Source organism: Paenibacillus sp. FSL E2-0190, assembly GCF_037992965.1.
GTDB classification, from domain to species: domain Bacteria; phylum Bacillota; class Bacilli; order Paenibacillales; family Paenibacillaceae; genus Paenibacillus_AQ; species Paenibacillus_AQ odorifer.
Genome location: NZ_CP150306.1, coordinates 1817932 through 1836720, shown reverse-complemented (window position 1 = coordinate 1836720; position 18789 = coordinate 1817932). Strand labels below are relative to the sequence as shown.

Below are 18789 nucleotides of genomic sequence, written 5' to 3'. Positions count from 1 at the left end.
GTTAAAGGAGAGGAACTGCTCTGGAGCATCTCACTCAGAAAAAGAAAGTTACAATTATGATTGCTTTAATGGCGGCTATGTTTTTCGCAGCAATCAACCAGACGATTGTGGGCACAGCAATGCCCCGAATTATTGCGATGCTTGGAGGTATTGAACATTATACCTGGGTAATTACCATCTATATGCTCACCTCAACCATTGCTACCGTACTTGTCGGTAAGTTATCCGATATTTACGGAAGAAAGCCCTTCCTGTTATCAGGGATTGTCATTTTTATTATAGGTGCTTTCCTATCCGGATTGTCGACCAACATTTTTCAAATGATCACTTATCGCGGGATACAAGGTCTAGGCGGCGGGATTCTAATGTCGGCTACCGTAACCGCTGTAGGTGATTTGTTCGCTCCAAGAGAGAGAGCCAAGTGGACTGGAATTATGATGGCGATATTTGGTTTCTCCAGCGTAATTGGTCCTACCCTTGGCGGATTCATGGTAGATCACATGGCTTGGAAATGGATCTTCTGGATCTTCTTACCTTTCGGGATCGTGGCCTTCTTTATGATTTTGAAAATGTTCCCTAAAACAACGCGTTCTACATCTGAGTCCATCGACTACTTAGGCTCCATTTTCCTTTCCCTGACCATCGTTGCGCTCCTGCTGGGCTTTTCATGGGCGGGAACAAAATATGACTGGGGTTCTCCGGAGATTCTAGGCTTGTTTGGGGCTTCCATTCTGGGTCTGATTATCCTGATTCTGATTGAACGTAAAGCTAAAAGCCCAGTATTGCCATTATCCTTATTTAAAAATTCCATCGTATCCATCTCAATGATTGTCGGCTTCCTGATGAATGCTGGTATGATGGGCGCAATGATCTACCTGCCTTTCTTCGTGCAAGGGGTAGAGGGCGTCTCCCCAACTAAATCTGGTTTTATCAATATGCCAATGTCACTTACTATGATTGTACTAAGTACTTTAGTGGGAAGATGGATCTCCAAAACAGGAAAATATAAACGTTATGCTCTAATGGGGATGCCATTCATGGTTGTAGCCATGATATTAATGGCCTTTATGAGTAACATTGCTACGGCTGTAGTCAGCATGATTATCTTCGGGGTTGGGTTAGGACTATCGATGCCTGTATTTACACTAACCGTACAAAATGCTGTAGCGCCTTCAATGCTAGGTGTTGCTACTGCTACAAATACTTTATTCCGTAATTTAGGTGGAACCATAGGTATTGCCATCATGGGTACCATTATGAACTCCTCATTAACGAAAAAATTAGAGGCAGCGGTGTCCTCTGGCAAAGGTCCGGATTTATCCAAACTTGATCCTGAATCCGCTAAACAGCTTTCTGCCTTTATGAATCCTCAAATGCTGCTAGATCAGCCTAAGCTTAAAGAATTGCATGCAACACTGCCAGAGCAAATTCAGCCGCTCTTCAATCAATTGATTGAGATGCTGCGGAACGCACTAAGCGATTCCCTGACAGTTGTGTTCTTAAGTGGTACGGCGCTGTTAGTTATCGCAGCACTGCTCGTTCTGTTCCTTAAAGAGATTCCATTACGTAGTGGAGAGAAAAAAATGGAGACACATGCAGAGGATAAAAACGGGAGTAAAAAACTCGAAAAATCTGTGCCTGCTGCACATTAATCACAAATAACCTTACATTAGAGATGTCCGTAAACAGCTTAGGCTGTGCGGCATCTCTTTTTTTATAAGAAGGGCTAGGATTCGTTTGGTTGATCGTTCAATTCTTCGAAGTAAACATAGACTCCGTTTAACAGCTCCATTAACGTATCCGTCTGTTCTTTGCCCATGTAATCAATCATACCTTTAAAGGTATTCCGGGATTTCGTTACAGCCATCTCAGCCAGATGCTCCCCTTTTTCCGTAAGCGTGATCTCGCTAACTCGGCGATCCTGTGCATCAGAAGTACGCACCACATATCCTTGTGCAATCAGACTATTGAGCATTTGGGTAACCGTAGGAGAGGTGACTTTCAGAAACTTGCTAATTTCCGAAACCGTCTGTCCCTTCTTCCCTTCCCGTTCTTTACCAAGCTTTAAAGAAACCAACATCCGGACCTCACTTGGCTTCAAGCCCCAAATCGTGGTTTTACGCCAATTCATTCTAGCGAATTGTTGGAAAGCCTCCATTAATCCATCCACATTCTGATATTTCTCTTCGTTCATCAGTACACCCCATAAAATCATTTAACACTAAGTATAGCCTAATATGACGTAAAAAAGAATTGATAGATGTCAGATTACCCATTTTCAAAAAATAACTAATGGGATGTATAATATAATAATCATCCTAAATTGAAAGTGGGTATCTAATTTGTCCTTTTCTTACTCTACCTATGACGCTCTAGGACTTGCTTCACTTGTCAAAGCACGTGAAATTTCACCTCGTGAGCTGGTCGAAGCCGCCTTTGCTCGGTTAGATGAGGTCAATCCGGTCATAAATGCGGTGGTGCGCACCCGTCGTGAAGCTGCTCTTAGAGAAGCCGACGAGATGCCTGTTCAGGATAACACTCGGCCGTTTGCTGGCGTTCCGTTTCTATTAAAAGATATTTCCCAATCTATCGCTGGCGAGCCCATCACTTGTGGGGCTATGCTGATGAAGAACAATGTCGCACGGTGGGATTCAAATTATGTTGCACGAATTAGGAAAGCCGGCTTTATTCCACTTGGCCATACGAATACACCCGAGTTCGGCTTAAAAAACATTACAGAGAATGTCCTCCACGGCCCTGCTCGTAATCCTTGGAATCTCGAATATTCTACTGGAGGTTCAAGTGGCGGAGCCGCGGCGGCTGTAGCTTCTGGTATCGTTCCAGTAGCGGGAGCCAGTGATGGTGGTGGCTCCATCCGTATTCCCGCCTCATTCACAGGCCTATTCGGACTTAAACCCACGCGCGGGCGCACACCAGTAGGACCCGGAGTCGGCCGTCAATGGCAAGGGGCTTCTATTGATTTTGCCTTAACCCGGTCCGTTCGCGATAGCGCTGCTATGTTAGATCTGCTGCAGGTTGTGCAGCCAGAAGCCGCCTTCCAGACTCCGTTATACCCGGGCGTATATCTGGATGATCTGTTTAAGCCTACGCAACGTAAACTACGAATTGGATTTACGACTGCTTCCCCAGTAGGTACGCCTGTCTCTGAAGAGGCCGTAAATGCTGTTCTCAAATCCGTGAAATGGCTCGAAGCTGAAGGACATGCGGTTGAAGAAACAGAAAGTCCTGTGAATGGCACAAGACTGATGGAGAACTACTATACGATGAATGCCGGAGAGGTAGCAGCGATGTTCGTCTCCCTGGAGAGAAATATGGGACGTTCCATAACTGCTTACGATGTCGATATCATTACGTGGGTCCTTGGTGAGACCGGAAAAAATGTTTCAGCGGCCGAATTCGTACATAGTCTGGATGAATGGGACGTTGCAGCCGCCCAAATGGCGGAACTGTTTAATCATTACGACTTATATATAACACCTACGAATGCAAACTCTGCTCCCAAAATTGGTGAATTAACGCATAAACCTGCAGAGATAGCAAAGCTGCTGCACGTAAACGAATTGCCAAAAGAAGAACAGAGCCGCTTAATTTACGAGATGTTTGAGCCAAGCCTAACCTATACACCGTTCACCCAGCTCGCAAATCTGACAGGCCAGCCTGCAATGAGTGTGCCCGTCCATAAGTCAGCAAATGGCCTGCCGCTAGGCGTTCAAGTCATGGCGAACAAAGGCCGTGAAGATTTATTGCTTCAGCTTGCTGCCCAGCTTGAACAATCCGCTCTTTGGGTCGGCATGACTGGAAATCCGCTGTTCACCTGATCAATTAAGGGTGATGCTCTCGCAGCTCAAGCTCCCCTTACTCTTTCCCGCAAATGCCATAGAAGAAAATATGGATGGCTTCCTCGATGAAGGCATCCATATCTTCCTGTTTGCTAGCTTCGTCTAGAAGTTCACCTGCATTACGCATATACATCCCCATTAGTGAAAGTATCCCTTTGGTGGATACTTTATTTGAGATTTCTCCCCGCGCTTTCCCATCCTCGACCATCTTCACCAGCACCGGCAAAATGTCATTCGCATATCGTTCCTCAATATAATGGAACATTTCTTGATCCTCAACCATAAGCTCCTTCACAGTTGCGGGAGATAAACCGCTGTAAGTTTCCCTCTCCATGGTTAGAATGTAACCAATAATCTCCTTTAGAGAATGCTCTTGATAAATGTAATCTTCAAATTCCTGAATTTCCTTCTGAACAAAGTCTTTAAAAGACTCACTAAGCAGCGCTTCCTTACTGCCAAAATAATTATAAATCGTCACCTGAGAGACCCCTGCTTCTTTCGCAATATCAGCGATCCGTAGACGTTTCGGTTCCCAGTTCTTGAGCATCTCCATGGTAGTTTTCATAATTTTGAGTTTAATCTGTGCTGCTCTCTTCTCAAATCCATTCATAGTTTCCACCCTAACTTCGTTATTAAGTATGCATATTCAAATTTAATGAAATATTCCATTTCAATTATTTCATAATTATATTGACTTCATTAACCACTAGGAATAATATAACATATGAAATATCTGATTCATAATAGTTCATTATTTTGCGGCGGGGGTGGCAGCATGCTGGTAGTAGAAGGCTTAACTAAACGATTTTCGAATGGCAAAGGAATCGAAGATGTAACATTTACCGTAAATAAAGGCGAGGTTTTTGGATTTCTGGGTCCTAACGGTGCGGGTAAATCGACGACCATACGGCATATCATGGGTTTTATGAAACCAGATCAAGGGCATGCGAGTATCCATGGGCTTGATGTATGGAAGGCACAAGGGACAGTCCAGAAGCATATCGGCTACTTACCCGGTGAAATCAACTTTTTTGATGGGATGACGGGTCTTTCTTTCCTTAAATTTATCTCAGCCATGCAGGGAATCAAAAATACTACCAAACGCGAGCAGCTGATTGAACGTTTGCAATTTGATGCCACCACTCCGATCCGAAAAATGTCAAAGGGAATGAAGCAAAAGGTCGGAATCGTCGCTGCTTTTATGCACAGTCCTGACGTTATTATTCTGGATGAACCTACCTCGGGTCTCGACCCGCTCATGCAAAAGGTATTTATTGATCTGGTACTGGAGGAAAAATCAGCCGGAACCACCTTTCTCATGTCCTCACACAGCTTTCAAGAAATTGAACGCACCTGTGACCGCGCCGCAATTATCAAAGACGGACGGATTATCACCGTAAAAAATATTCATGAACTGCAATCGATGCAACGGAAGCTGTTTGAGGTCATTTTTGCGAATAGTGAAGATGCAGTGGATTTTGCCGCCTCCGGCCTACAAGTGGAAGCTCATGAGGGAAATAAGGTCCGCATAGCTGTGCAGGGCAATTATGACCGATTCATCCGGGAAACTGGAAAATACAATATCCGCAGCATCGACGTATTCACGCAAAATCTGGAGGACATCTTCATGGACTATTATGACCGCGAGGGGGTAGTGTAATGAATCTTCCGCTCTATAAGGAAATGATGCGAGTGAACCTGAAAGGAATATTGAATTACGCCTTTGGTTCTGCCTTCTATATTCTGTTTATGATCTGGCTTTATCCTGGGATTGCGGGGAGTACACAAGCAATTGATGACCTTATTAAGGCGATGCCAGAGGGTGTGGGTAAAGCCTTTGGGCTAAATAGCGGTTTTACTAGTGCAGAAGCTTTTATCTCCGGAGAATATTATGGACTTATACTAGTTCTGATTCTATCCATAGTTTGTGTGCAAATGTCAACGCAGCTTATGGCTCGACTCGTGGATCACGGCTCCATGGCCTATCTGCTCATAGCCCCAACTACACGGAGAAAAGTCGCTACCACGCAGGCACTTGTTCTCACTACAGCATTACTCTTAATTATGGGTGTAACCACCCTCGCCGGATTATTAGGTAAAGCATGGTTCCTTGGCAGTGAATATGACTTTAACAGTGGTCGCTTCGCTCAGCTGAATACCGTGGCGTTTTTATTGTTTTTTGCGGTAGGCGGCCTTACCTTTCTCGTGTCCTCTGTATGTAATGACGAGAAAAAAGCACTCGGAATTTCCGGCGCCATCGCCTTCGGATTTTTCACTCTGGATCTACTCGGTAAAATAAGCGACAAACTGGAAGGACTGCGTTTCCTAACCTTATTCTCCTTCTATCAACCCGGGGAAATCGTTCAGGGCAACGTGGAGATTATTCAGGTCTCCAGTTGGCTGCTGTTGATCGGAGTGTTCACCTTTTCCTTGGGAGTAGAGCTGTTCAGAAGACGGGATCTTCCATTATAAGAGTACCTCATTTGATCAACTCGCTTTTACGCATTCCCAAAGCAACTATCGGACACCGTTGACCTTAAATGCAACTTTATCACAAATTTGCGTACCTAACGGACCCTAAAGTCGTTATTGGCTTGAAGAACAGCAAAAATGAACCTTTTCTAAAGGAATAGCTGCACTGGGGTCCGCAACCTTGCTCAAATGTCCAAAAATTTGCAAATAGCGTCAGCTGAGTCCTTAAGCCTCAGGAGGGTTATAACTATGACTCTTATAAAAAACAACAGAGCAGTGTTTCTCCACCTCTGGGAGAATCATTGCTCTGTTGTTTTATGCGACAAATCCCTTTTTATTTCGTATCCGGTCTAGGTACACCAAAGTTTGGCGTTCCGTCTTCATTCCACTGGATTACTTGCACACGTGCGTGACGATTCGGATCGTAAAGCGGATCACCGACAATTTCCTTATAGCTTCTAGCATGGAAAACAAGGATATCCTGTGTGCCATCCTCAGAGACAGTAAAACTATTATGTCCCGGACCATATTGGCCGTTTTCCTCAGAAGTCGTAAACACAGGTTCAGGTGTCTTGACCCATGATTTTGGATCCATCAAATCACTATTCTCATCAGCAGTCAACAATCCCATACAATAGTTGTGATCTGTTGCACTAGCTGAGAAAGTCATGAAAATGCGTCCATTACGCTTAAGGATTGCTGCGCCTTCATTCACCAAAAATCCGATTTTTTCCCAATCGTATTCAGGAGTGGTGATGCACACCTGCTCGCCTTTTAGTGTCCAAGGGTTCTCCATTTCGGAAATATAAATATTTGAATTGCCAGGGATAGCAGGATCTTTTTGTGCCCAAACGTAATATCTAACTCCTTTATGCTCAAAAGTTGTTGCATCCAAGGCAAAAGATTCCCATTTTGTTTTTATTTGACCCTTTTCGACCCATTCACCCTCTAAAGGATTTGCGGATGAGTTTTCTAGTGCAAACATGCGATGATCAAATAAACCATCTTTCGTATCAGAGGTATGTGCAGCTGCATAATACACGTACCATTTCCCATCAATATAATGAATCTCTGGCGCCCAGATATTAGCACTCATCAAGCCCGTTTCATGCTTAACCCAAATGGTCTTCCCTTCAGCCTCAGCTAATCCTTGAATGGATTCAGAACGGCGAAGCTCAATTCTATCGAACTCTGGAACTGAAGCTATGAAATAGTAGTACCCGTCAGTATGTTTATAGATCCAAGGATCTGCTCGTTGCTCAACTAGTGGATTTTTCACATTAAATTCTCTCACAATGACAACTCCTATATTTATCTCTTTTTTTATATTTGCAGGTCACCAAAACACACCCTTCCTTATAAGAAGTCAAGGTGTATTTAAGTTTAAATTCATTCGATCTAACCTTTGATACCCGAATTCAGGTTGATGGATTGAACAAAGTATTTTTGTGCAAAAACGAATAGCAGCAATGTTGGAATAATCGCCATGATTGCCGAGCCCATTAATTGTCCGATCATACGATAGTTTCCGTAGATATCTTGCAATAAGAGCAAACCAGCGGTAATTGGCATTTTGTCTACATCTGTGTACACAATAACCGGCCAGAGGAAGTCATTCCAAGATCCAGTAAAGGAGAACAATCCGCAAACAATCAATATTGGTTTAACTAACGGCAATATAATTTGCGCGAAAATTCTAAAGTCACTAGCACCATCAACTTTAGCCGATTCATCTAATTCTTTTGGGATACCGTTCATAAACTGTCTGACCAAGAAGATATTACCCATACCCGCAAGACCAGGGATAATCATAGCCCAGGAAGTATTCACCCAACCAAAGGAGTCAATGATTTTATAAGAAGGAATCAAGTTAACAACACCCGGGAAGAAGGAGATCCCCAGCAAAGTAAAGAACAATGTGTCTCTTCCTTTAAACTTAATACGGGTGTATCCAAAACCTGTAATCGAAATAACAATAACAACCAGAATGGTGTGAGATGTGGCAATAAACAATGAGTTACCTAACCAACGTAGAATTGGAGCTGTAGAGGTATTGTTTAGGATTGTAACGTAGTTCTCAAAGACCCACTCTTTAGGAAATAGTCTAAAGCCCGAGGATACTACTTCCGTTTGTGATCTAAATGAGGTGGAAATCCCGAATATAACAGGAATGATCCAAATCACACATAGGATACCTAGAAATATATAGGAAATATATTTTGAAATACTTACACTGGAGGAGCCTTTTATTTTGCCTGTTGTATTTACAACTGGATTTACTGCCTGGTTTGACATTTTAGTACACCTACCTTTTCCATTTCCTTGTTAGTCAATTAGTTTCTGCGAACCTATGAAGCATTTCGGTTCATTACAAAATATTGCAGCGCTGAGATCACCAAAATAACTAATCCCAGTAAAACTGCCATAGCTGATGCCATCCCGGCGATGGACTCACCGTTACCGAAAGCTAATTGACGAATATACATCATTAGAACGTGTGTACTTTGTCGAGGTCCGCCATCGGTCATCATTAACGGTTGGCCGAATACATTAAAGGCACCCGCAGTTGTCATAACAAAGGTATAAATTAATGGAAAACGAATAGATGGCAAGGTAATACTAGTGAATTTTTTAATAGAACCCGCACCATCGAGCTCAGCCGATTCATATAACTCTTGAGAAACGCCACTTAAGGAAGCACGATAGATAATCATGTTGCCCCCAATACCACCCCATAAAGTAATTACAATGATAATAATCCACGCATAGGGTTGATTTGCAGGCCAAGCAATTTGTGATCCAAATAGATTACCAGTGATCCCAAGTTGCTTATTAAAGATCAACAGCCAAATCAGTGCTGCCGCAGAAATTGAAATCAAGCCAGGAATATAAAGAATAGATTGAATTAAGCTCTTCATTTTAACTTTTTTATGTTCCAACGCCACCGCGACCATTAATGGAATAATAATCAGCAACGGAACAGACATAGCAACGAAAATCAATGTATTTTTTAGACCTCTGAAAAATTGAGTATGAAAGGTTGAACTGTTGTCAAAAAGAATAGCCTTATAGTTATCAAAGCCTACCCATACCGGATCACTCATTAAATTCCATTTTGTAAATGAAGCATAAATCCCATAAATCGTTGGCAATAAAATGAAGACAGCAAACAAAATGACATGCGGACCTACAAAGAAAGCAGGTGCCCAATTGATTTTCTTTTTCATAGGAATTCATTTCTCCTTTTGCACAAAGTAATGCACCATAACATGGCACATTACTTCGTACAATCTATTCTATTTTGCTTTATTTTGCTGCACTGCTGCTTTCCGCAATTTTATCTTCAACAAATTTTTGCATCGTTGCCAAAGTCTCATCAATATCAACGTTGCCACGCACGATATCCGCACAGTAAGTATCTACAGCTTCCGCAATGTATGGGTAGTATTCATAGGTGTAAATGTATAGGGATTCGATTTCTTTTTCATCAGATGTAAAGAAGGATTGCATATAGTCTTTGTACTCAGGGCTTTGGTTAACTACGTTACTTGCTACGTTTTGTCCAGCTTTTGCCCATTCCATCGAATTCGTACGAACATATTCCAAGAAGTTAGCAATACCCACTTCTTTTTCGTCTGTTCTCTTATCATTCTTCAACATAGCGAACAAGTGAGAAGAAGATCTGTTGGTGAATTTATCAGGAGTAGGAGAATAAACATTGGTCACGCCAAAGTTCAAGCCTTCAACCCCAGCATGTGCTGTAGAACTCCAAGTTCCGTCTGTCGAGAAAAGTACATTTTGAGATTGGAACATCAAGTAACCGTCTTCACCAAATGGAGTCATCAGGCCAGCATCGGCGATTTTCTTAACATTTTCAAACGCTTGTTTAAATACAGGGGTATTAACAGCCGGTTTTCCATCGACTTGGATATCCCCGCCCAAATCTTGAATTTGAGCCAAGATAACCCAGCCCAGCAAGGCATCATTAACTACGTAATCGCCTTCATCCAATTTACCTTGTAAGGAAAGCATTTCATCAATAGTAACAACGTTATCATCCAAGAAGGATTCAGCGTTATATTTTTTCAGCAAATCTTTATTGTAATACATTACGTTACTATGAATATCAAGAGGAACTGTGTATTGAGTTCCATCGATATTACCAGTGTTCCAAGCTTGTGGTAAGTAATTTTCAGCTTTCAGTTCAGGTTGTGCTGGCAATACGGTATCTTGCATGGATTCCAGTACACCTTGTTTAACAAACCCAGGAACACGGTCAGCGTGGATAATTGCTAAATCAGGAACACCTTTGCTAGATGCCAAAACTGTAGAAATTTTTGTGTACATATCAGCCGTAATAACATGTTTTACTTTGATTTCGGGATTCGTTGCATTGTAGTTTTTAACAATTTGATCCATATAAGCACCGTCATCACCGGTCAGCGGTGTCCAGAACGTAATCGTCTTACTATCATCTTTACCACCGCATCCTGCCAAAACTGTCGATAATGTTAGAACCGTTGCTAATAAAACTCCAAATTTCTTTTTCATTACTCTCTCCCCCTGCAGCTGTAATGTTAAGATAACCATTCATGTTCACTTTCTTTGAAAACGATTAACTTGAGATTAGTATACATTCATTGTGAAAGCGTAGTCAATAACATTTAAATAAACTTAACAGAATTTTTTTTCGTTTAATTAACCTTTTGATTCATCTCTCGGAGATGAAAGCGATATTATATTTACTTCGGTTACCTTTCATGTTACTTTATATATAGATTAATAAACTTTACAGTATATGAAATAACTTTGAAAGAAGTGGGTAAAATGCAGTTGGAAATCGACAAATCCTCTCTTGTTGTTTACGAAGCTTTAGCGAGTGAAGTACGCATCAAAATTATTCAGTTGCTCTCCAAAAATAAGATGAACATCAAAGATTTGGCAGAAGAACTTAAAATAAGCAGTCCTATCGTTACCAAACACATTAAAAAACTAGAAGATGCAGGGCTCATAAAAACTGAAAAGGTGCCTGGTAAATCAGGAATGCAAAAAATCTCAATCCTTAGGGTGGATCATATTGAGATTAACTTCCCGAAAAAAATCTTTCACTCCTTTGCCTCCTACGAGACATCAGTGCCGATTGGTCATTATACCGATTATGATCTGAAACCTACTTGCGGACTTGCTACGGATAAGGAGTTTATCGGCAGAGTAGACGAACCTAAGTATTTCATGGATTCTAAAAGAGTGGACGCAGAGATTCTCTGGTTCACGCAAGGTTATGTGCAATATAATATCGCTAATTTCCTAAAAAAAGAGGAAACCCTACAGCAATTTGAGATTAGCTTAGAGCTTTCTTCCGAATTCCCCTTTGCTAATGACGTATGGCCTTCAGACATCACCTTTTCTTTGAATGGCTTGGAATTAGGGACTTGGACGAGCCCCGGAGATTTCGCTGATGCTAGAGGTAAATTCACACCGGAATGGTGGCCTCACAATATCAATCAATACGGATTGCTAAAAACGATTAGAATTACAAACCACAATGGAACTTATATTGACGGTGACCCGCTGTCTCAGGTTTCGATTGAGGATTTAGATACTAATTGTGATCGTTGGACCTTTCGGATCGAAGTGAAGGAAGATGCAAAACACGTAGGAGGAGCAACGATTTTCGGAAAAAAATTCGGAAACCATGATCAAGATATCATTTTCAAATTGTACTATCTGTAAATTTTTCATTTATGATCTAAGCAAAACTGGTTTTTTTGCGGGGGTGAACAACTAATTAGCTATTCTTCTTTAGCTCCCCCCCACCTGTTATGCCCTATCCCCTCTCTTTATCTTGCTGATATATCCCGCCTAGTCATCCATTCACTGTATTTCACTCTTATCCACTTCAGCAGTAATCACCAGTAGTTAAATCATTTGCCTCTATTTTGAATTTATAATTTATAAAAATATAAAAAGATTCATAAATCATTAAATTTCTGTTTGACTATTTGCTGATATCATGCTTAAAATGAGAGCATTATAAAACGTTTTCCGTATTATGGTTTAGTAATACATAAATTAAAACCATTTTCATATTCGAAAGCGTTTTTTTAGTAGCTAATTATGTAAGCGTTTTACATTTTTTTCAGTAAAGAAGGGAGGAATTGGAAAAATACGCGTGACAAGCTCTACATCACTAGAATCGGAGGATCATACATTTGAGAAAAACTACTGGTAAACTAACCGCTTCCCTGCTTGCACTCACTCTATTAGTGCCTGCTCCATTAATTTCTGCAGCTTCTGCAAGCGATTCCAAATCAGTCGCATTATCCACTCAGCAACAAACCGCCGATTATTCCGGTCACTGGGCACAAAAAGATTTTCAAACCTGGGTAGATAAGGGCTTGATTCAGGGTTACGGAAACGGAATATATAAGCCAAATCAAGAAATCAACCGTGCAGAGTGGGTTACTCTGGTTAATCGGGTCTTTAATTTGCAGGAAAAAGCCGAAATAGGCTTCACGGATGTTTCCACGACAGGTGCTTACTACAGCGATATCCAAAAAGCAACCGCTGCAGGATATGTAACAGGATACAGCGATGGCACCTTCCGACCCGCACAGCAAGTAAGCCGTCAAGAAGCTGCAGTAATGTTATACAGACTGTTCCAACTCAACTCATCTGTTGGCACTTCTGCACCAAAGGATGCTGCTGATTTGCCAGAATGGAGCCAAGAAGCAGTATTGTCTTTACTTGGTGAAGGTTATCTGCAAGGCTACACTGACGGCAGCTTTAAAGGAACTCAGGCTGTAACAAGAGCGGAAGCACTGCGCATGATTGAGAAGCTTGGCGGAGAAATCACGCCTAAGAGCGGAAGCTATTCGGGGATTAACACTCGGAATATGGTTATCAGCAGCCCAGGCGTAGAGTTGAAAAACTCCACAATCTCAGGGAATCTCTACCTTACCGAAGGTATTGCTGAGGGCGATGTCACACTGAATAATGTCACTGTTAAGGGAAAAGTATTCGTTTCTGGTGGCGGTGAGAACAGTGTCGTACTAAGCGACTCCAATGCTGCTGAAATGGTAGTAGATAAGCATAACGGCAAGCTGCGAGTCGTTACTAGAGGCACAAGTGCCGTACCAAACGTACGCGTACATTCCAGTGCAATACTAGAGGAAGATGCATTAACGGGGGCAGGTTTCAGCCGGGTTATTGTTGAGAATACGCTGCCTAAGGATTCCATCCTCAAGCTGAAAGGAAGCTTTGATTCCGTTGAGCTTCAAGCGTTGGGAGAGCCTACACTCCATCTGACAGCAGGCAGTATTGCTGAAGTTACACTGAAGCAAAAAGCCAAGCTGCGTGTAGAGGCAGGTACAGAAATCAAGAATCTAATCCTTGGTTTCAACGATATCCTAACCATCCAAGGCACGGGTAAGGTTATCTTTGATAGCAAGTACAGTCAGTTAATCCATTTTGAAACACCAACTCCAACGGCTACGGCAACCACTGGTACCGGTGGATCTAACGGCGGTTCTGTTGCTACTTCGGCTCCGGAAGTTACAGCTACTCCGGCCCCAACGGCTACACCAGATCCAACGGCTACACCAAATCCGACGGCTACACCAGATCCGACAGCTACACCAAATCCGACGGCTACACCTAGTCCGGGAGCAACTGCACCAGCACTCACCAATGTCTCGGTACATGATCCATCGGTGGTAGTGGATAATGGAACTTATTATGTATTTGGCTCCCATATCGATGCGGCCAAATCAGATGATCTGATGAACTGGACACAGTTCACTAATGGTTATACAACACCGGGCAACGTGATTTTTGGTGATCTGTCCAAGAATCTGGCAGAATCCTTTAAATGGGCTGGAGAGAACGATTCGGACAGTAAAGGCGGATTCTCCATCTGGGCACCGGACGTATTCTGGAATAACGATTATAAGAACGCTGATGGAACAACTGGCGCTTATATGATGTATTACAGCGCTTCTTCTACTTATATCCGTTCGGCGATTGGCTACGCCACTTCGCAAAATATCGAAGGGCCTTATACTTATGGAAATACCGTAATTTATTCCGGTTTCACCAAGGAAGAGGCTTATGACAGTGACAGTAAAGTAAATAAGAAATGGGACAATACAAATATCAAGGACCTTATCGACAATGGAACGTTGGAAGGTGTCAATCCAGATTGGTTTAATGCAGGTGGTTTGTATCAAAACAAAACCTATACAAATGCAATTGACCCAACTATTTTCTACGACAAAGACAACAAGCTTTGGATGACTTATGGTTCATGGTCAGGTGGTATATTCATTCTGGAGATTGATCCAGCTACCGGAGAACCTAAATATCCAGGCAAAGATGGAAAGACCGCTGATGGACGTCTTATCGACCGCTATTTCGGAACCCATATTTCTGGCGGAATGACCAAATCGGGTGAAGGTCCGTATATCGTTTACGATAAGGATACTGGTTACTACTTCTTGTATGTAACTTACGGTGGACTGGACTCCAAAGGCGGTTACAGCATGCGGCAGTTCCGTTCAACAAATCCGGACGGCCCTTATACGGATGCAGCAGGACAGAATGCTGTTCTAACTACCGATGGTGACAACACACCATATGGTAATAAGCTATTAGGAAACTTCATGTTTACAAATCAAAATGCAGACCCGAATTTCCAAACGTATGGTTATGTGTCCTCAGGACATAACTCGGTACAATATGATGATGAAACGGGTAAAATATTTAACTTCTTCCACACTCGTTTCCCACTCCGTGGTGAAACACATGAACTTCGTGTGCATCAAATGTTCACTAACGAAGATGGCTGGCCAGTAACTGCCGTACATCGTTACACGGGTGAAACTATTGGGGCTGTAGCACGGGATAATGTTGTCGGCTCTTATCAGTTCGTTAACCACGGCAAGGATGTTTCAGGCGTTATCAAACCTACAGTAGATATCGAGCTAAAAAGTGACGGAACGATCGCTGGATCGTTAACCGGAACTTGGGAATTGAAGGATGAGTACTTCGCTCATTTGCTCATTAACGAAACGGAAAATGGAAGCACCGTACAACATCTCTACAAAGGTGTATTTGTGAAGCAATGGGATTCCTCACGAAAACAGCATGTTATGACGTTCACCGCAATGTCAGATCAAGGGATCACTATCTGGGGCAGCCAGATGGAATCGATGAGCGTTGAGCAGATTTTGAACAATATTGCTGCAGGCTTGAGTATTGGTGACACAAGAAAAATATACGATGACATCATCCTTCCTACGGAAGGCTTGCGCGGAGCAGAAATTTCATGGTCCTCTTCCAATGAGGCTGTAATTGCTAACAATGGTAAGGTTACTCGTCCTGAACTTGGACTTGGAAACGCTACAGTTGAACTGACTGCTACAATTAAGCTAGGTGAAGTCGCAGTAACTAAGACCTTCACCGCCGTTGTTATGGAAAAAAAGAGCACGCAATTGGAAGACGGCTTAGTAGCTGCCTTTGACTTTGATGGCGACCTTGCAGAAAATGGGGATCGCACAGCTGACGGCATAGTCACCGGAAATCTGATCAACAACACTGAGGATGGAGACATCACTTTTGAGGCTGGTAAAGACGGTCAGGCAGCCAAGTTTGATGGTAAATCCGGTGTTCGTCTACCTGACGGATTAATTCAAAGTAGCGCATATTCGGTAGGGATGTGGCTGAACCCATCCGAATTAAAAGCTTTTACTCCTGTATTCTTCGGTGCTAAAACCGAAACGAACTGGTTCAGTCTCCTGCCATATGGAAACGGTGGAGCAACCACCAGACTCTGGTTCGGTAGCGATACTTGGCTAGATGCTGATACAGGCTTACAAATTCCAGTTAACCAGTGGACGCATATTGCCTTCACTTACAATGCTGGAACAGTCAATATGTACGTAAATGGTATATTGAAATCCTCCGGAAAAGGATTCACAGATATTTTTGATACAGAAAACGGTGTATTTGCTCTTGGTGTGAACTACTGGGATGCACCATACAAAGGTTTGGTTGATAAATTCCGCGTGTATGATAGAGCATTGTCTGCGGAAGCTGTGGGCTGGCTTGTAAACGGTGAGCCTGATACGAACATTAAAGTAAGTAATATTTCATTCAGTGAAGCTGTTAAATCAGTAGCTGTAGGAAATACTTTCACCCCTCAAGTAAGTGTGCTTCCAACCAATGCCGGAAATAAGGCGCTAACTTGGAGCTCTAGCGATTCCAGCGTAGTGGCTGTTGACGCAGCGAGCGGAATAGTAACAGCACTAACTGTCGGTGGCCAAGCTGTAATTACTGCAACAGCGACTGATGGAAGCGAAGTTTCAGCCAGCTACACAGTAAATGTAACTGATGGAAAAGTAGCTCATTATGCTTTTGATGGCGACCTGGATGACTCCTTCCAATTGAACGGAAAAGGCGAAGTTACAGGAGCAAAAGTAGATAGCCCAACAGTAGGCAATATCACATACGGTAACGGTGTCCTCGGCCAAGCTGCAATATTCAACGGTACCTCCGGTATCCGTTTGCCTGATGGATTAATTGACAGCAATACCTACACCGTATCTATGTGGCTAAATCCTGAACAACTTACAGATGCAACAACTACTTTCTTCGGCGCTGCCACTAAAAATAGCTGGATTAGCTTCGTTCCTCAGAACGGTGGCGGTAAAACGTTGTTATGGTCCGGAGAAGCTTGGTATGATGCTATTTCTGCCATGAAGATTCCAGTAAATACATGGACACATGTTGCGTTTACGGTCAGCAATGGTACCGTAAAAGTTTACCTCAACGGAGTAGAGCAGTTCTCTGGTGAGGGCTTCCCGAATGTCTTTAAGAACAAGAACGGCGTTTTCGCTCTAGGCGTCAACTATTGGGATGCACCATTTAAGGGTATGATTGATGAACTGAAGATTTACAGCAGAGCGCTCAAGTCAGATGAAGTACAGGCAGAGTATAGCTCGAACGTAGATTAAGCAAGATTTGATTTGAAAAGAGAGCGGAGCCACAGGCTCCGTTCTTTTTTTAAAGTCCCATATTGTAAAAAAAGTATTTAACTAATATAATCATTAACTATACATCCGAAATAAACGTCGATTTTTATATTGTTATTAATAAATTTCTTAATCATCGGCGATTAGCCCATAAATTTTAATTGGAGGCCATTTATGAAACTTGACCTGTCGGAAGAATCCCTTCCCGTCTATGAAGCTTTAGCCAGCTCAGTACGCCTGCATATGTTGCGTTTGCTTGCCGAAAATCCTATGAATGTTAAGGAATTGGCCGCAGCAGTAAATTTGAGCAGCGCCATTATGACTATGCATGTGCGTAAGCTGGAAGCTGCCGGACTGATCCAGACGCATATGGCACCTGGTCGAAGTGGTCTGCAAAAGATCTGTACTCTAGCTGCTGAAGGAGCAGAAATCACCTTCCCAGGCAGACAGATCAATGAGCGCAAAAGTTATCGCAAGGAAATTCCGGTTGGACATTACTCCGACTTCCTGATCGAGCCAACCTGTGGTCTTGCAACTACTGAGAAAGTGATCGGCAGTTTTGATGATCCCCGCTATTTCTGGGATCTTGAGCGTATGAATGCGGGGATTCTTTGGTTCGGCAAAGGATTTATCGAATATAAAATCCCTAATTTCCTCCTCTCCAGCCAGCATCCTGAGGAACTGATTATAACCATGGAAATTGCTTCCGAAGCACCTTCCATTAATAATAATTGGCCTTCGGATATCACATTCACTCTGAACGGAGTGAAGCTTGGATTCTGGACAAGTCCCGGTGACTACGGGGATAGCCGTGGTAAATATACACCGGCCTGGTGGCCAGCACTCACGAACCAATACGGCTTGCTCAAGCAGCTGCGCATTACAGCAAAAGGTACATTTATGGATGGTTTGAAGCTCTCAGAAGTTACCCTTGATCAAGTGAATATCCGTGACAAACAGTGGTCTTTCAAGCTTTCCGTAGATGAAGATGCCGAGCATATTGGCGGGATTACTCTTTTTGGCAAAGGTTTTGGAAATTATAATGAAGATCTAATCGTTGAGTTGTTCTATACGGATAACCAAGAATAAAGCCGCATTCACCTCCCATTGGAGAGTCGAATGCGGCTCTTATTTTAGCTTAATTCTTTTCGATAAAGGGACCCCACAAGCCACCCCCCGGCAATGGACAACTACGTTCCTTAAGCTTGGCTACTACGGGGATGATGCAGCCGCAAGCGACGCAAGTTACCCCTTCGTGCAGCTTAGGGCAAGTCCCACAAAGGGCAACCCGTTCAGCGTAAACTTCATCCGGAACACAAAACTCTGGCTTAAACATGGAAGAAGACAAGATCCGATTAATCTGCGTTGGCGTAACTTTATAATCCTCTCTGCATCCCTTGCATGTTGATGTTGTTGACATGGTAACA

At 42.7% G+C, this 18789-nt stretch carries 14 protein-coding genes; 7 read left to right on the top strand and 7 right to left on the bottom strand.

Annotated elements, in window-relative coordinates; genetic code table 11:
- Positions 1-20: 20 nt before the first annotated feature.
- The gene (locus NST25_RS07855) at positions 21-1652 is read left to right on the top strand and encodes an MDR family MFS transporter (protein ID WP_076192880.1); all 1632 of its coding nucleotides are present in this window, start codon (positions 21-23) and stop codon (positions 1650-1652) included.
- A gap of 74 nt (positions 1653-1726) precedes the next feature.
- Here the strand turns inward: NST25_RS07855 and NST25_RS07850 are convergent, their stop codons facing one another.
- Positions 1727-2194 (bottom strand): MarR family transcriptional regulator, encoded by a 468-nt coding sequence (locus NST25_RS07850; protein ID WP_076126284.1) that lies wholly within the window; start codon positions 2192-2194, stop codon positions 1727-1729.
- A 148-nt stretch (positions 2195-2342) separates the two neighbouring features.
- Between NST25_RS07850 and NST25_RS07845 the strand changes: the two genes are divergently transcribed.
- Complete coding sequence (locus NST25_RS07845; protein ID WP_076303816.1) at positions 2343-3839, top strand: amidase; 1497 nt, start codon at positions 2343-2345, stop codon at positions 3837-3839.
- A 37-nt stretch (positions 3840-3876) separates the two neighbouring features.
- Here NST25_RS07845 and NST25_RS07840 read toward each other — a convergent pair whose 3' ends face one another.
- Positions 3877-4470, bottom strand: coding sequence for a TetR/AcrR family transcriptional regulator (locus tag NST25_RS07840; protein WP_076126280.1), 594 nt, complete (start codon positions 4468-4470; stop codon positions 3877-3879).
- A gap of 165 nt (positions 4471-4635) precedes the next feature.
- On the opposite strand from NST25_RS07840, the gene NST25_RS07835 reads away from it, so the two are divergent.
- Positions 4636-5520: an ABC transporter ATP-binding protein gene (locus tag NST25_RS07835; protein WP_339191141.1), complete on the top strand. Its 885-nt coding sequence runs from the start codon at positions 4636-4638 to the stop codon at positions 5518-5520.
- Positions 5520-6332 (top strand): ABC transporter permease subunit, encoded by an 813-nt coding sequence (locus NST25_RS07830; RefSeq protein WP_076281115.1) that lies wholly within the window; start codon positions 5520-5522, stop codon positions 6330-6332. The genes NST25_RS07835 and NST25_RS07830 overlap by 1 nt, the downstream gene beginning before the upstream one ends.
- Before the next feature lie 334 nt (positions 6333-6666).
- On the opposite strand, the gene NST25_RS07825 is transcribed toward NST25_RS07830, so the two are convergent.
- The 4 genes from NST25_RS07825 to NST25_RS07810 all read right to left on the bottom strand — a co-directional run bounded on the left by NST25_RS07825 (position 6667) and on the right by NST25_RS07810 (position 10883).
- Complete coding sequence (locus tag NST25_RS07825; protein WP_076184723.1) at positions 6667-7626, bottom strand: family 43 glycosylhydrolase; 960 nt, start codon at positions 7624-7626, stop codon at positions 6667-6669.
- Between the two features lie 104 nt (positions 7627-7730).
- On the bottom strand, positions 7731-8627 hold the full coding sequence (locus tag NST25_RS07820; protein ID WP_036675639.1) for a carbohydrate ABC transporter permease: 897 nt from the start codon (positions 8625-8627) through the stop codon (positions 7731-7733).
- 53 nt (positions 8628-8680) lie between these two features.
- Entirely contained in the window at positions 8681-9559 is an 879-nt protein-coding gene (locus tag NST25_RS07815; RefSeq protein WP_076138280.1) for a sugar ABC transporter permease, read from the bottom strand.
- A gap of 79 nt (positions 9560-9638) precedes the next feature.
- Positions 9639-10883 (bottom strand): extracellular solute-binding protein, encoded by a 1245-nt coding sequence (locus NST25_RS07810; RefSeq protein ID WP_036675642.1) that lies wholly within the window; start codon positions 10881-10883, stop codon positions 9639-9641.
- 276 nt (positions 10884-11159) lie between these two features.
- On the opposite strand from NST25_RS07810, the gene NST25_RS07805 reads away from it, so the two are divergent.
- From NST25_RS07805 to NST25_RS07795, 3 genes are all read left to right on the top strand, one after another.
- Positions 11160-12065: an ArsR family transcriptional regulator gene (locus NST25_RS07805; RefSeq protein ID WP_076126270.1), complete on the top strand. Its 906-nt coding sequence runs from the start codon at positions 11160-11162 to the stop codon at positions 12063-12065.
- A 479-nt stretch (positions 12066-12544) separates the two neighbouring features.
- Positions 12545-17344 (top strand): LamG-like jellyroll fold domain-containing protein, encoded by a 4800-nt coding sequence (locus NST25_RS07800; RefSeq protein WP_340393727.1) that lies wholly within the window; start codon positions 12545-12547, stop codon positions 17342-17344.
- Positions 17345-17536: 192 nt separating this feature from the next.
- Positions 17537-18451, top strand: a complete 915-nt coding sequence (locus tag NST25_RS07795; RefSeq protein WP_076100540.1) for an ArsR family transcriptional regulator — start codon at positions 17537-17539, stop codon at positions 18449-18451.
- A gap of 49 nt (positions 18452-18500) precedes the next feature.
- Here NST25_RS07795 and NST25_RS07790 read toward each other — a convergent pair whose 3' ends face one another.
- Positions 18501-18782, bottom strand: a complete 282-nt coding sequence (locus NST25_RS07790; RefSeq protein WP_076100542.1) for a DUF6171 family protein — start codon at positions 18780-18782, stop codon at positions 18501-18503.
- Between the last annotated feature and the right edge of the window lie 7 nt (positions 18783-18789).

Bases quoted from the DNA above. Each gene is read 5' to 3' on its own strand.
- NST25_RS07830 (WP_076281115.1), top strand. From the start codon at position 5,520: ATGAATCTTCCGCTCTATAAGGAAATGATGCGAGTGAACCTGAAAGGA.
- NST25_RS07835 (WP_339191141.1), top strand. From the start codon at position 4,636: ATGCTGGTAGTAGAAGGCTTAACTAAACGATTTTCGAATGGCAAAGGA.
- NST25_RS07810 (WP_036675642.1), bottom strand. From the start codon at position 10,883: ATGAAAAAGAAATTTGGAGTTTTATTAGCAACGGTTCTAACATTATCG.
- NST25_RS07790 (WP_076100542.1), bottom strand. From the start codon at position 18,782: ATGTCAACAACATCAACATGCAAGGGATGCAGAGAGGATTATAAAGTT.
- NST25_RS07820 (WP_036675639.1), bottom strand. From the start codon at position 8,627: ATGTCAAACCAGGCAGTAAATCCAGTTGTAAATACAACAGGCAAAATA.
- NST25_RS07840 (WP_076126280.1), bottom strand. From the start codon at position 4,470: ATGAATGGATTTGAGAAGAGAGCAGCACAGATTAAACTCAAAATTATG.
- NST25_RS07795 (WP_076100540.1), top strand. From the start codon at position 17,537: ATGAAACTTGACCTGTCGGAAGAATCCCTTCCCGTCTATGAAGCTTTA.
- NST25_RS07850 (WP_076126284.1), bottom strand. From the start codon at position 2,194: ATGAACGAAGAGAAATATCAGAATGTGGATGGATTAATGGAGGCTTTC.
- NST25_RS07805 (WP_076126270.1), top strand. From the start codon at position 11,160: ATGCAGTTGGAAATCGACAAATCCTCTCTTGTTGTTTACGAAGCTTTA.
- NST25_RS07815 (WP_076138280.1), bottom strand. From the start codon at position 9,559: ATGAAAAAGAAAATCAATTGGGCACCTGCTTTCTTTGTAGGTCCGCAT.